12 protein-coding genes are annotated in these 13,663 nt (G+C 51.9%); 8 read left to right on the top strand and 4 right to left on the bottom strand.

Annotated elements, in window-relative coordinates; translation table 11 throughout:
- The first annotated feature begins 216 nt into the window (after positions 1-216).
- The 4 genes from SynMITS9220_RS11190 to SynMITS9220_RS11175 all read left to right on the top strand — a co-directional run bounded on the left by SynMITS9220_RS11190 (position 217) and on the right by SynMITS9220_RS11175 (position 5,361).
- Positions 217-489, top strand: coding sequence for a DUF3303 domain-containing protein (locus tag SynMITS9220_RS11190; protein WP_186992164.1), 273 nt, complete (start codon positions 217-219; stop codon positions 487-489).
- Positions 490-1,935: 1,446 nt separating this feature from the next.
- Positions 1,936-2,970: a chlorophyll a/b binding light-harvesting protein gene (locus SynMITS9220_RS11185; RefSeq protein ID WP_186992162.1), complete on the top strand. Its 1,035-nt coding sequence runs from the start codon at positions 1,936-1,938 to the stop codon at positions 2,968-2,970.
- 619 nt (positions 2,971-3,589) lie between these two features.
- A complete protein-coding gene (locus SynMITS9220_RS11180; protein WP_186989287.1) occupies positions 3,590-4,399 on the top strand; it encodes an alpha/beta fold hydrolase in 810 nt (269 codons plus the stop codon).
- A 2-nt stretch (positions 4,400-4,401) separates the two neighbouring features.
- Complete coding sequence (locus SynMITS9220_RS11175) at positions 4,402-5,361, top strand: NAD(P)/FAD-dependent oxidoreductase (RefSeq protein WP_186989285.1); 960 nt, start codon at positions 4,402-4,404, stop codon at positions 5,359-5,361.
- Between the two features lie 54 nt (positions 5,362-5,415).
- Here SynMITS9220_RS11175 and fldA read toward each other — a convergent pair whose 3' ends face one another.
- The 4 genes from fldA to SynMITS9220_RS11155 form a co-directional block, all read right to left on the bottom strand.
- Positions 5,416-5,922, bottom strand: a complete 507-nt coding sequence (gene fldA / locus SynMITS9220_RS11170) for a flavodoxin FldA (protein ID WP_186989283.1) — start codon at positions 5,920-5,922, stop codon at positions 5,416-5,418.
- Between the two features lie 154 nt (positions 5,923-6,076).
- Positions 6,077-6,244 (bottom strand): hypothetical protein, encoded by a 168-nt coding sequence (locus tag SynMITS9220_RS11165; RefSeq protein WP_186989281.1) that lies wholly within the window; start codon positions 6,242-6,244, stop codon positions 6,077-6,079.
- Between the two features lie 277 nt (positions 6,245-6,521).
- Positions 6,522-8,171: a SulP family inorganic anion transporter gene (locus tag SynMITS9220_RS11160; protein WP_186989279.1), complete on the bottom strand. Its 1,650-nt coding sequence runs from the start codon at positions 8,169-8,171 to the stop codon at positions 6,522-6,524.
- A 4-nt stretch (positions 8,172-8,175) separates the two neighbouring features.
- Positions 8,176-8,544, bottom strand: coding sequence for a hypothetical protein (locus tag SynMITS9220_RS11155; RefSeq protein ID WP_186989277.1), 369 nt, complete (start codon positions 8,542-8,544; stop codon positions 8,176-8,178).
- A gap of 117 nt (positions 8,545-8,661) precedes the next feature.
- On the opposite strand from SynMITS9220_RS11155, the gene SynMITS9220_RS11150 reads away from it, so the two are divergent.
- The 4 genes from SynMITS9220_RS11150 (at position 8,662) to SynMITS9220_RS11135 (ending at position 13,658) form a co-directional block, all read left to right on the top strand.
- Positions 8,662-9,669, top strand: a complete 1,008-nt coding sequence (locus SynMITS9220_RS11150; protein ID WP_186992160.1) for a DnaJ C-terminal domain-containing protein — start codon at positions 8,662-8,664, stop codon at positions 9,667-9,669.
- A gap of 52 nt (positions 9,670-9,721) precedes the next feature.
- Entirely contained in the window at positions 9,722-10,723 is a 1,002-nt protein-coding gene (gene hemB, locus SynMITS9220_RS11145; protein ID WP_186989275.1) for a porphobilinogen synthase, read from the top strand.
- 161 nt (positions 10,724-10,884) lie between these two features.
- Positions 10,885-11,283, top strand: a complete 399-nt coding sequence (locus SynMITS9220_RS11140) for a VOC family protein (RefSeq protein ID WP_186989273.1) — start codon at positions 10,885-10,887, stop codon at positions 11,281-11,283.
- Entirely contained in the window at positions 11,283-13,658 is a 2,376-nt protein-coding gene (locus tag SynMITS9220_RS11135; RefSeq protein ID WP_186989271.1) for an endonuclease MutS2, read from the top strand. The genes SynMITS9220_RS11140 and SynMITS9220_RS11135 overlap by 1 nt, the downstream gene beginning before the upstream one ends.
- Positions 13,659-13,663 lie beyond the last annotated feature (5 nt).

Below are 13,663 nucleotides of genomic sequence, written 5' to 3'. Positions count from 1 at the left end.
GGTTGCATCAATAACGTGTTTGTTGCGCTTGGACTATTCCTTGCTTTTGGGGTTGGCTTGTTTGTGTTGTCATTGTTTGAGTGACCTCGATTGATTCATTGGCTTGTATGCCCTTGTGACTTGCGTGGGTTGTATTGATAGTGACAATTCAGATCCGTTCACAACTATCTTTTTTGCTGATTTTGTGCGATCCTGTTCATGTCAATTTTTTTTCTTATGACTTTTTTGATGCATTGGTCTTTTAAGACTGGATATCATGAGATTGCAGCTAAGAAGTTTTTATCAACAGGAGCGCCTTTCCCAGCCTGTCAATCTTGGAAGCGCTTTCATGCCCCAGGTTCCGTCGAAGGTTGGATCTTAGTCGAGGCAGATAATGCTGATGCATGTTATGAACATGCTGCTGAATGGGCAGAATATCTTGATTGGGAAGTGACTCCTGTTCTGACTGATGATCAGGCTGGTCCTCTGATTGCTAAGGCATACAGCTAATCCTAGATTTTCTGCACAATGCTTCACTTGAATAGAGAGGAGCATTGTGTTTTCTAAATGCTCTGTTTGAAGGATCTAGTTACATAATTTGTCGATATTCCTATCTTCTAGCCTGCTTCTTGCATATTCTTTTTCGACTATCTTATTTGTCGTGTTGTGATGCATCGACTCAATGTGTGAGTGATGACAGACTTGTTGTCGACCATTCTTCAATATGCCTGTCTGTTTGGTTTTAGTCTTTGCCCGCATGAGACTTAGTGAGTTTTATCAGCGGCTGAAACCAGATCGATCGGTGCCACTGCCGACTTATTTTTAGTTTTTGTAGCATCTAACCCCTTCGCTTGAACTTGATGATTCTCAGCTCTGTTAAAAATGTTGAGATCTTCGCTTGCTTCTCGTTCACAATTAGTTTGCGACTTGGATAATCGCTGCTCTATCAGTCTTTATGGCTGTTTTGAGTATGATGCAGGTGGGCACCGGCATCTGGATTAAGGAGTTGTCGGGCTGACAACTCCTCAATCCGTTCTTGACTTCCTCCAAGATGTTTGGCTTCATGGTTTTGATTGTTAATCAATCAATTCCAACTTTTTTTGTTTTTAATCCATAGACTCGGCCTTTCAAGGTCGAGGTAAATTTCTTGGATTAATGACAAAGCATTTAATATCGCGCATGATCGATTTTGGTGACACAAATAGATGTTCTGAGATTGTTTTGTAAGACCATCCCTGTTGCCTTAGTGCCATAGCAATTCTCACACGTTTACTTCGCCAACCCCCACTTGGCCCTAGTCGTCGAGATATTTGATTCGATGAACTCACTGACATTTGTGGATTATCAGATGTTCGATTATCGGCTTTTAATCGATCTTTCTGTGTTAGTAATGATTGTTCCCACGGTAGATTTTGAATCCTGTATTTCTACCTAGTTGCTTGCTTGCAAAGTTGACGCTGTTTTTTGATCTATTTTTTATATTTCATACATCTTTCTTGTCTTATTTGTTTTAACTTGGCGTGTGTATTTTGCCAATCCTGGTCTTTGCGGCTTGGGCTCCAATGGCCATCATTCAGATTTGGTTCACATCAATTCTTTTGCTTCTCATTGTCATTGAAGCTGTTTAAATTCTTGATCATTTGTGACTGCCGACAGTATTTTTCTAGCCTCATGATCATTCCCTCGTCCTGGCTCTAGGTCATGTTTTGCTGCTCTTAAGGTATGGCGTCTCTCGTTCCTACAGCACTGAAGTCATTCCACCTAGCAATATTTACTTTTCACAAGCTTTCGCTTTTTTTCGTGACGTTCCGTTAGCGCGGCTGTCATACGCTACGAGCTCGGGTTAAAAAAGGATTTAAAGCCTGTCTCATAAATTTTTAGCTTGAAAACTATTGTTAACGGACGATTAGAGCAAATTGATCGGTTATTAGGTTGTGAATGCCTTTCATTTTCCCAATGCAATCGTATGGAAATTCATCAGTCTCTTATGACTGGTGGGCGGGAAATTCTGGAGTAGCGAAGCGCTCCGGCTCTTTCATCGCTGCGCATGCTGCACATGCCGGTCTCATCATGTTCTGGGCCGGAGCATTCACGCTTTTTGAACTCGCTCGATACGACGGCTCCCTGCCGATGGGTGAGCAGGGTTTGATTTTGATTCCTCACCTGGCTGGTTTGGGGCTCGGTGTTGGGGATGGTGGAGTCATCGTCGACTCACAGCCCCTGATTGTGGTGGCTGCTACGCACCTTGTTTCCTCCGCAGTTCTGGGTGCTGCTGGTATTTGGCATACTCTTCGTGCTCCTAAGGATCTTTCCGAAGCAACTGGACGCGCCAAAAAGTTCGATTTCAGCTGGGATGATCCCAAGAAGCTCACTTTTATCCTTGGTCATCACCTGATTTTCCTTGGTTTGGGTGTCATCGCCTTCGTTGAATGGGCTCGAGTCCACGGCATTTACGATGCCTCACTTGGAGCAGTTCGTACTGTTGAGCCCAATATTGATCTCGGCATGGTCTGGGGCTATCAGACCAACTTCCTGACGATCAGTAGTTTGGAAGATGTGATGGGTGGTCATGCTGTTCTTGCGTTCATTCTCACGATCGGTGGCGTTTGGCATATCATCAGTTCCCCCTTCGGTCCTTTCAAAAAAGTCCTGATTTACAACGGTGAGTCGATCCTTTCTTACTCACTCGCGGGCATCGCACTGATGGGTTTTGTGACAGCGATCTGGTGCGCTCAAAATACGACGATTTATCCCGTCGAATTGTATGGCGCTCCTTTGAAACTGAATTTCGCTTTCTCCCCTTACTTCACCGACACGTCCACTCTTTCGGGAGATGCACACACGGCTCGTGCGTGGTTGGCGAACACTCACTTCTATCTTGCCTTCTTCTTCCTTCAGGGACATCTCTGGCATGCTCTCAGGGGCATGGGTTTCAACTTCAAGAGCGTTGTGAATGCTTTTGAATCCATGGATAAGGCAAAAATCAACTGATTCTTTCTTACGGTCAGTTCACTGCAAAGGCCCCTGTTTAAGGGGCTTTTTTTTGTCTATTTTTTCCTTACCCTTGATTGAGACTTGTTGTCTTGAATCATTGAATGTTGACGCAACGAGTTGTTGTACACCATAGATGTACAACTAGAGCCCTTTTGATGCTTGCTTGATCCTTGCGTAGCCTGAGCTTCAAGATGTTTCGATCCCTTCTGCTGCGTTCGGTGCGTCTGGTGTCATCGTATGGCCAATTGGCGACCTGCTTGATAAGACCCCTCCGCGTGATTCATCTGATACCCGAAAGCTAGCCTCTATGCGTTTAGGTTTGCTTAAGGATTGCGTGTTGCTCTCTTGTCTAGTAGTCAATCTGAATTGCTCGCCACTCATTCCAAGGTGGTTGATTTATACCTTGAGACAACATGTGCTGGATTCATCTCTGACAGTGCTTATCAATCTCTGATCTGTCTTGAGCAATCTGCCGACAAGATTGATCAGAAGCTCATCAAACACCTGAAACAGAGGATTTCCCAAGGTTCGATTTCTATGGCAACCCCCTTGGCATAGTCGTATTGTCTACTTAGCGTGATTCCATTTTATACGACGGCTTGTTAGTTGTGCCTGCATGCCAGTGCTGCACTCTTTCAAACTAAATGAAATGGTGCAACATATGCCTCAAGACAAGGTCCTTTGGATTGATCTGCAGCCGACCTTGCATTGCCTCAATAAGCGTGTTGCTCAATTATTAAGTCGGACCTTCTCTGTACAGCGTTGGTCCTTCCAGCATGATCTTGATGAGTCTTGCTCTGTTGCCACGGTGCATGACCTGCTTCGTCAGACGCTTGTGGCGTCTCCTGAGCCGATGCACCTGGTTGGCCACGGTATCAGTGGCACGGTTGCTTGTCTTTTCGCAGAAAAGTACCCTGACCTGGTAAAATCCCTTACACTGCTTTCTGTTGATACCCTCTCAGCCAACCACTGGTCCTCTCACTACTTGGACATGCGGAGTCAATTGCCATCTTCAAGGCAAGCCATTTTGAGACATTTGTCGTCTTTGCTCTTCTCCCATCAAAATCCTCGTGCTGTTGAGGTGCTTCCTTGCCTTTTGGCAAAATGTTTAGACAATGAATTTACTCAAGGTTCTATTGTTAATCAGCAGCATATTCCAGATTTAAATACACCTAAAGAGGTCCCAACATTTGTTTTGAATGGTGAAAGCGATTTTGTCGTTGACACTAATTCACGCGACCGATGGTCTAAATCGCTAAAATCTGGAGATCGATTTGTTTGCATGGAAAAAGGTCGCCATTTCTTTCAGTTTGACCAATCTCAACATGTAGCCCAATTGATTACAGCATTCATTCAAATGGTTCCTGGTCCATGGATTGACCGTGAGCTTAGTTCCAATGACTTTACTTCTCTCGCTCGGAGTTAATTATGTCGGATATTTTCGAAGCTGATGTCATCATTGTTGGCGGTGGTCCAGCTGGTTGCGCCTGTGCCCTCTACACAGCGCGCTCTTCATTGAAGACTTATATTTTAGATAAAAATCCAGCCGTTGGTGCCCTTGCAATTACCCATAAAATTGCAAATTATCCTGGCGTTCCAGCAGATACTTCTGGTGCTGATTTGCTCAAAACAATGAGAGATCAGGCAATTAGTTATGGTGCAAATTATCAGCAGGTTCAAGTCTATGGAATTGACTTATCCGGCTCTGAAAAAACAGTTTATACCCCTGAAGGAACCTTTAAAGGGAAAACTCTTGTTCTAGCAACTGGAGCAATGGGACGCACATCAACACTTCCCGGTGAAGATCAGTTTCTTGGTCGAGGTGTCAGTTACTGCGCCACGTGTGATGGTGCATTTTATAAAAATCAGCAAGTTGCAGTTTACGGGTCCAATCAGGAGGCCATTGATGAGGCTCTTGTTTTAACCAAATTTGCTTCGACTGTTCATTGGATCACGAACAGTAAGCCAAATACAAATTGTACTGGTCTCTCTCAGCTTCAATCTGCGCCAAACGTGAAGCACTGGAAGCGAACACGGTTGACTTCTGTGGATGGTGACGATTCTGGGGTAACTGCTGTTAAGCTCCAAGAATCAGGTAATGACGAAGATACTCAATTAGATGTGAATGGTGTCTTTGTTTATTCATCTGGTAGTTTGCCAATTACCGATTACTTGCATGGTCAGATTCCTCTGACTGAAGAAGGTGGTGTTCAAGTCAACGATGACATGATGACTGGATTGGATGGTGTTTGGGCGATTGGCGATATTCGCAATACCCCTTTTAAGCAGGCCGTTGTTGCTTGCTCGGATGGTTGCATTGCGGCAATGTCGATCGATAAATTCCTAAATCAGCGTAAAGAAATCAGAGTCGATTGGGTACACCGCTAATAAGCAATAAAAAAAGCGCCCGAAGGCGCTTTTTATTTATTTTCTGATCGATGATCAGGCTTCTGAATTGATTTGCGCAACCCAAGAAGACAGGCGTTGGTCGGTGAGTTCAGACTCGTTGTCTTCGTCAATAGGCAGTCCACAGAACTTACCGTCGATCACACTCTTTGACTCATCAAAGGTATAACCTTCAGGAGATACTTGACCGATCAGTTTTGCGCCAGATTTTTGGAATGCGCTATACAGCTCTTCCATGGCGTCACAGAAATAGTCGCCGTAACCTGAGGAGTCGCCCAATCCAAGAATCGCAACGGGCTTACCAGCGAAATCTTGACCAGGAATTTCAGTAATCAGGTCGTCCCAGGCTGTACCTGAACGTGCTTCATCGGCACCTGTGTTCCAAGTTGGAATGCAGCAGACGAGAGCTTCTGCAGAAGCCAATTCGTCGACACCGCTGATGCTGTCTACATCTTTGGCATCAGTCCCCAGAAGTTCCTTCAGGCGATCGGCAATATCTTCCGTTTTGCCCGTTGATGTTGCAAAGAAAATCGTGAAAGCCATAGGAATTGGATAACTGGATCATCATCCTTGCTTCCGGCCAAGGTTGTTCCCGCTTTTGACGCGCTTCTTGGTTGTATGTGACACGCTTGCCTGTAATTTTGCTACAAGCTTGTGACATTTTGTGTTGACCTTGCTGTTTTTAGCACGGCTCTCGTCACATCTGCAACGGCATCCCTTTTGGCGATGCCATTTCACGGTATTCCGACAATGCCTGATCGAATCCAGCCTCTCTGACGCGCTGCAGCCATTTCTTGCGATTCAGTGAATCGGATTCGATGTAGTCGATAAATGCTTCCAGGGTTTGCTTACCTGCCAAGGCCATGGTTGCCTTCTTCTCTGGCAAAAACTTTATCCTTCTCTTGCCTTATCGCCTGCGACGTTTTTACGTGACGGTGTATCGATTGTTATTGGTTTGATTTGTGGTTTAGGCAGTCGTAATTGGCCGGAAGACTTTATTCCTGATCTTTGCATTTTCGTCTCAAATTGTTATTATTTTCTCTCTATGGATTTTCATTGTTCTGCATTGATGAGTTTCCAGTATCTCTTCTGTTCTTGATTGTTTGTCCTGTCTTAAAAGGAGTTTTATTCGTTTTCTCGAGTCAGTTGTTTGTCTTGTTGATCCAGTCCGCTGCTTGACCTAAAGCTTCAAGTCTTTCGTCGATGAGATGTTTGATCCCAAATTGCGCCAGCCTTTGTTTGACTTTTCCGCTTGCCCCCGTCACCAGTACTCTGCGCTGCTGTCGTTCAGCCTCTTTAACCATTCTCTCGATGGCAAGGCTTGCTGTGACGCCTAGATGTGGCACATCTGTGATGTCAAGAAGTAGCACTTTGTATTTCCTTACCAGCATCATTCGTTCACTGATTCCCTTCGCTGCGCCGAAACTTAGCGGGCCTTGCATTCGGAACAGAATCAGATCATCACCACAGCGTTTCATTAAACCCTGCTCTTGGGTCGTCAGATGTCCCGTTCCGGTGTTCATGTTGCCGAGCTGATGATTCGTCAGCGATTCAATCGTTAGCAAATTGGCCACGAACATTCCTACAAGAACGGCCCCGATGAGATCCCAAAACACTGTCATCAAGAGAACTCCCCACATCACCAGTGCCGTTTTGAACGACAGCCTGTGTGCTCGAAGCAGGAAGCCCCAGTCGATGATGTCCAGCCCGACCTTGATCAGGATTCCCGCCAGCAGTGCTGTTGGGATGCCTTCGGCAAGAGGTCCGGCTCCTAACAACAAGACAAGCAGCACCACGGAGTGCGTCATGCCTGAAAGGGGTGTTCGTCCGCCTGATCGGATGTTGATCACCGTTCTCATCGTTGCCCCTGCACCTGGGAGCCCGCTGAACAGTCCTGAGATGCTGTTGGCAATGCCTTGACCCACCAGTTCCCGGTCTGATCGATGGCGGGTTTGGCTGATGTTGTCAGCCACTAGCGATGTGAGTAACGAGTCAATCGCTCCGAGCACAGCAAGCACCAACCCCGCTTTGAGCAAGAGCGGGAGGTGGTTGCTCCAGTTCGGAGCGCTGAAGCTCAGTCCTCCTTCAGGGATCGAACCGATGCGTGGTAGGTCTTCTGGAAATAGCCACAGCGCGAGTGGCGTGATCAGCAGAAGCCCCAACAATGGTGAGGGGATCACTTTGGTCACCCGTCGTGGTGCGGCGAACACCACCACCAGTGTCGCGATGCCCACCGCCACTGCAGCGGGGTTGGGCGTGAAATTGCTGCTCACCATTTGCAGCGAGGACACCACTCCTCCCTGGCTACTGATCCCCAACAGAGGGCCAATCTGGAGGCACAGAATGATCACGCCGATCCCCGACATGAACCCGGAGACCACGGAATAGGGAACCAGAGTGATGTATCGCCCGAGGCGAAGCACCCCCATCAGGATCTGCAGTAATCCTCCAAGAACCACCGCGGCCATCACCATGGCAAGCATGTCTCCCTGGCTGAGCTCCCGGCTCGCTCCGACTGCCGCGAGACTGCTGACCACACCTGCCACCGTGACACTCATCGGGCCTGTCGGTCCGCTCACTTGGGCCGGTGTTCCGCCAAACAGTGCTGCAAAAAAGCCTGTGATAATCGCTCCGTAGAGACCGTAAATCGCCCCTCCCGGGCCTAGCGCTGCATTGCCGAACGCCAGGGCCAGTGGCAGTGCCACGACTGCAGCAGTGACACCACCTGTGAGATCTCCCCGCCAGTGTCGCCATTGAAAGCCGTTGATCAGGGAACGCCTGCTCGCGGTCATCGTGTTAGGGGGTCTCGGGCATTCCAGACCAGATCCTTAGGCCCTCCAGGGATTGCACACCTTCCCGTCGCTCACCGTTGGGCAGGATCCAGGTGGGATAAGCCCGGATTTCCTCTTGTTTGCAGGCAGCCGCTTGGATCGGTAGTTCCTCGGGTTTCCCGCATTCCACGTAGGGAAGACGGATTGCCGCATCGCCGAATAGTCGTGCTTGGTACTGACATGCCGGGCAGCGCCAGGATCCGTAATAAATGACCTTGGTTCGGCTCAGAAAGTCAGCCAGAGCGCCGGGATCGGGACCTGCTTTGGCTGTGCCACTGCCAATGAAGGCGATGTTGAGGCTGCTGAGTGCGCCAAGCAGAAGAACTTTGAGCATTTGCGAAATGTACGTGCGTTCCCACGTACGGGCATCCGGCCTCCTTCATCGGTGCCGAACCCCGGACGGAACTGGGACACTGAGACCAATCGGAGCTCTTGGAGCGCAGCGATCACCATGGCCGGCAGTGGATACCGCGATTACTTCAAGGTGCTCGGGGTAGAGCGCAGTGCTGATGCCGATGCGATCAAGCGGGCTTTTCGCAAGTTGGCGCGTCAATATCACCCCGATGTGAATCCCGGTGATGCCAATGCTGAGGCCAAATTCAAGGAGGTGAGCGAAGCCTATGAGGTGCTTTCCGATCCGGATAAGCGCCGCAGATATGAACAGTTTGGTCAGTACTGGAATCAGGCCGGAGCTCCTGGTGCTGGAGCGGGTGCCGGAGGGTTTGATGTTGATTTTGGCCGCTACGGCAACTTCGACGATTTCATCAATGACCTGCTGGGTCGTTTCGGTGGCCCTGGTAATGCAGGCTTTGGAGGCGCTCCAGGCGGATTCGCCGGCGGTGGTTTCCCTGGTGGTGGCTTTCCTGGGGGAGGTTTCGCCGGCGGTGGTGGTTTCCCCCGAGGGGCCTCGAGGACTCCTTTGAATCTCGATGCTGAAGCCAGTGTGAAAGTGACCTTCGCCGAGGCTTTCCGCGGTGCTGAGCGAACTCTCTCTGTGAATGATGAGAGGGTTCAAGTCAGGATCCCTGCCGGGGTCAAAACAGGATCCAAGCTTCGGCTCAAAGGCAAGGGGAATTTGCAGCCGGGAACCGGACGCCGCGGAGATCTCTATCTCAATCTCGAGGTGCAAACGCACCCGGTCTGGCGTCTCGATGGTGATCAGCTACGTGCGGACCTGCCCGTCTCCATTGATGAGCTTGCTCTCGGTGGCCTGGTGAAGGTCATGACACCTGACGGTGAGGCTGAGGTTTCGATTCCCGCCGGTACATCGCCTGGCAGGAGCCTGCGTCTGAAAGGGAAAGGTTGGCCCTTGAAAGCCGGACGTGGTGATCTGCTCCTCAATCTCAGCGTGCAGTGGCCCAGCCAATGGTCGGATCAGCAGCGCAATCTGCTGGAGCAGCTCAGAGAAGCCCGAACCGACGATCCCCGTAGCGACTGGCTACAGAGCGCTCGTCTTTGAGACCCTGACGGCTGTTGACGCTTACGATCTCCTGCACCGATCAAGGCTGCTGATGGACCTCACTTACCGCCCGCGTCGCCTGCGCCGCTCGCCGGCGTTGCGAGCCATGGTCCGTGAAAACAGTCTTTCCCCAGCAGATTTCATTTATCCGTTGTTTGTGCATGAAGGTGCTGGAGTGGAGCCGATTGGCGCCATGCCGGGCGCCAGTCGCTGGAGCCTTGATCAACTCACTGGTGAGGTGAAACGTGCCTGGGATCTGGGCATCCGTTGCGTGGTGCTTTTCCCCAAGGTGGCTGAAGGACTTAAAACCGAGGACGGGGCTGAGTGCTTTAACGAAAATGGTCTGATCCCTCGTGCAATCCGCCAGCTGAAGCAGGAGATCCCTGAGATGGCGATCATGACGGATGTCGCCCTGGATCCTTATTCCTGCGATGGCCATGACGGCATCGTGAGTGAGCAAGGCGTTGTGCTCAACGATGAAACCATTGAGCAGCTTTGCAAACAGGCTGTGATGCAGGCCCGTGCAGGTGCTGATCTCATCGGGCCCAGCGACATGATGGATGGTCGAGTCGGTGCCATCCGCGAAGCCCTTGACGATGAAGGCTTTGAGCACGTCGGTGTGATCAGCTATACGGCTAAATATTCATCCGCTTATTACGGCCCCTTTCGCGAAGCACTGGATTCAGCCCCGCGCGCGACGGCTAGCAAGCCGATTCCTAAAAACAAGGACACCTATCAGATGGATCCTGCCAATGCCAGGGAAGCCATCACCGAGGCCCAGCTCGATGAACAGGAAGGGGCCGACATCATGATGGTGAAGCCAGGTCTTGCTTACCTCGACATCATTCATCGTCTCCGTTTGGAGTCGGAGCTGCCCATCGCTGCCTACAACGTCAGTGGTGAATATTCGATGGTCAAGGCAGCGGCCGAGAAGGGATGGATTGATGAGCGAGCCGTGGTTCTCGAGACGCTGCTCAGCTTTAAAAGGGCTGGAGCTGATCTGATCCTCACTTATCACGCTTGCGATGCCGCTGAATGGTTAAAGCAGGGATGATCTTGTTGACCAGGAGCTGAGATTGGCTGTCTCTGGTGTGGGTTGCCTGAGCACTCGTTCGTTTCTGAGGGCTTTCGATCCGTTCCTGGATTGAATTCACAGTCAGGCCACCGCTCCGGGGTCTGCGACCTACAGAATATGTGGGCTGAATGAGATCGTTCATGTCTGCCGTGCAGCGCCTTGGTCATGTCGCCATCCGCGTCAGCGACATGGAACGAGCTGTGAGTTTTTACACCGGCCTTGGCATGCGCATGGTTTGGGAGGCCAACGACTGGTGCTACCTCGAAGCTGGTGATTCCCGCGATGGTCTGGCTTTGCTGGGGCCTAAATACAAGGCTGCAGGTCCCCATTTCGCCTTCCATTTCCGCGATCGCGCAGATGTGGATGTGGTTCATGACCGCTTGAAGGCTTCAGGTGTCGCGGTGGGTGGTGTTCATGACCATCGCGACGGCACGGCATCCTTTTACCTACGCGATCCCGAAGGCAACTGGTTGGAGATGCTCTATGAGCCTCCAGGGGGAATCCCCACCAATCAACCTGGAGTCGCTCAGCCCGATTGATGTCCGCTCTTGTAGAAACGCTGGAGCTGCTCGAGTGGCCGCGCCTCTGCCAGCATCTCTCCAGCTTCACCAGCACGCTCCAGGGGCGACGTCACTGCTGCCAAGGTTTACTGCCGGAATCTCTTCCTGAAAGCCTCATCCTTCAGGCGAAAACGCAGGAGATGGCAAGCCTGGACGGCCTTTTAGATGGAGGCCTCAGCTTCCAAGGGGTGGCTGATCTTGATCTGATTCTGCTGCGTTGCAGCAAGGGAGGTGTTGCCTCCGGTGAGGAGCTGCTCGCAGTTGCCGACACCCTGGCTGCAGCGCGTCGTCTGCGCCGACAGATCGATGATCCTGAGCTCAGGCCGGTGTGCACTGCTCTGCTCTCGGATGTGGCCACCTTGCCGGAGCTGGAACAACGCCTGAAGTTCGCCATTGAAGAAGGAGGTCGCGTCGCCGATCGCGCCAGTGCCTCGCTGGAGGGACTCCGTCGGCAATGGCAAGAGCTGCGGTCACGCAGGCGCGACAAATTGCAGGATGTGATCCGGCGCTGGGCAGCACATCTTCAGGACACGGTGATCGCTCAGCGGCATGGACGACCTGTGCTCGCTGTGAAAGCTGGAGCTGGTGGCCAGTGCCCGGGCATGGTTCATGACAGTTCCGCCTCGGGCAGCACAGTGTTCGTGGAGCCCAAGTCGGTTGTCGATCTGGGGAATCGGTTGGCGGATCTCGACGGCAGGATCCGTGAGGAGGAGCAGCGTGTTCTCGCCGAACTCAGTGCTGCTGTTGCTGAGCAGGTCGATGGTTTGCTCGCACTGATGGCGGTGCTATTGGAGCTAGACGTGGCTCTGGCACGAGGTCGTTACGGGCAGTGGCTGGGTGCTGTTCCCCCTCGGCTCGAGGCCGCAAGTGATGCTCCGTTCACACTGCAGAATCTGCGTCATCCTCTGCTGGTGTGGCAGGAGCGCAAAGAGCAGGGGCCATCGGTCGTTCCCGTCAGCGTTGATGTCTCGGCTTCTCTGAGGGTGGTTGCGATCACGGGGCCAAACACCGGTGGCAAGACCGTCACGCTCAAAAGTCTTGGGCTTGCTGCACTGATGGCACGTGCAGGGCTCTGGCTCCCCTGCACTGGCAGCCCAACCCTGCCTTGGTGTGCCCAGGTTCTTGCTGATATCGGCGATGAGCAATCACTGCAGCAGAGCTTGTCCACCTTTAGTGGCCATATCAAGCGCATCAGTCGCATCCTGGAGTCGATCGGCTCGGGCCCAGCTCCTGCTCTGGTGCTGCTTGATGAAGTGGGAGCCGGTACGGATCCCAGCGAAGGCAGTGCTCTGGCCACGGCTTTGTTACGTGAGCTGGCCGATCGTGCAAGGCTCACCGTGGCCACGACCCATTTCGGTGAGCTCAAGGCTCTCAAGTACAACGATCCCCGTTTTGAGAATGCGTCGGTTGCTTTCGATAGTGAAAGCCTCTCTCCGACGTACCACTTGCTCTGGGGAATTCCTGGTCGAAGCAATGCTCTCGCCATCGCCACGCGGCTCGGTCTAGATGCCGGGGTGATTGATCAAGCTCGCAGCCTTCTCTCACCACGCGGGGATGGGGAGGCCAACACTGTGATCCGTGGACTAGAGGAACAACGTCAGCGTCAGCAGGCTGCTGCCGAGGATGCAGCTGCCCTCTTGGCCCGAACTGAACTGCTGCATGAAGAACTGCTGAAGCGTTGGGAGACACAGAAACAACATTCCGCTGAACGGCAGGAACGGGGCAGGCAGCGCCTCGAGACCTCGATTCGCTCAGGGCAGAAGGAAGTACGGCAACTCATCCGTCGTCTCCGTGACGATCAGGCCGATGGTGAAACGGCACGGAAAGCCGGTCAGCGTCTGCGCAAGCTCGAAGACCGTCATCGACCTGAGCCAGAGCGACGACAGCATCTGGGTTGGCGCCCTCAGGTGGGTGATCGCATCCGTGTGCTGGCACTCGGCAAAGCTGCTGAGGTACTGGCTGTTTCCGACGATGGCTTGCAGCTGAATGTGCGCTGTGGGGTGATGCGAAGCACCGTTGAGCTTTCAGCTGTGGAGAGTCTTGATGGACGCAAACCTGAACCTCCAGCACCCGTGGTTCAGATCAAGGCGCGCCGAGGCAGTGGCGCTGCTGAGGTGCGGACCTCACGCAACACAATTGATGTGCGGGGCATGCGTGTGCATGAAGCTGAGGCTGCTGTTGACGATGTTCTGCGAGGGGCAAATGGCCCTGTCTGGGTGATCCATGGCATCGGCACCGGTCGCCTCAAACGTGGCTTGCGCGACTGGTTGGCTTCACTGGACTACGTGGAGCGTGTGCTGGATGCTGAGCAGGGTGATGGTGGCGCTGGATGCAGTGTCATCTGGGTGCGCTGAAGAGG

It is taken from the genome of Synechococcus sp. MIT S9220 (genome assembly GCF_014304815.1).
Taxonomy (GTDB): domain Bacteria; phylum Cyanobacteriota; class Cyanobacteriia; order PCC-6307; family Cyanobiaceae; genus Synechococcus_C.
This window is presented reverse-complemented; position numbering and strand designations above follow the sequence as displayed.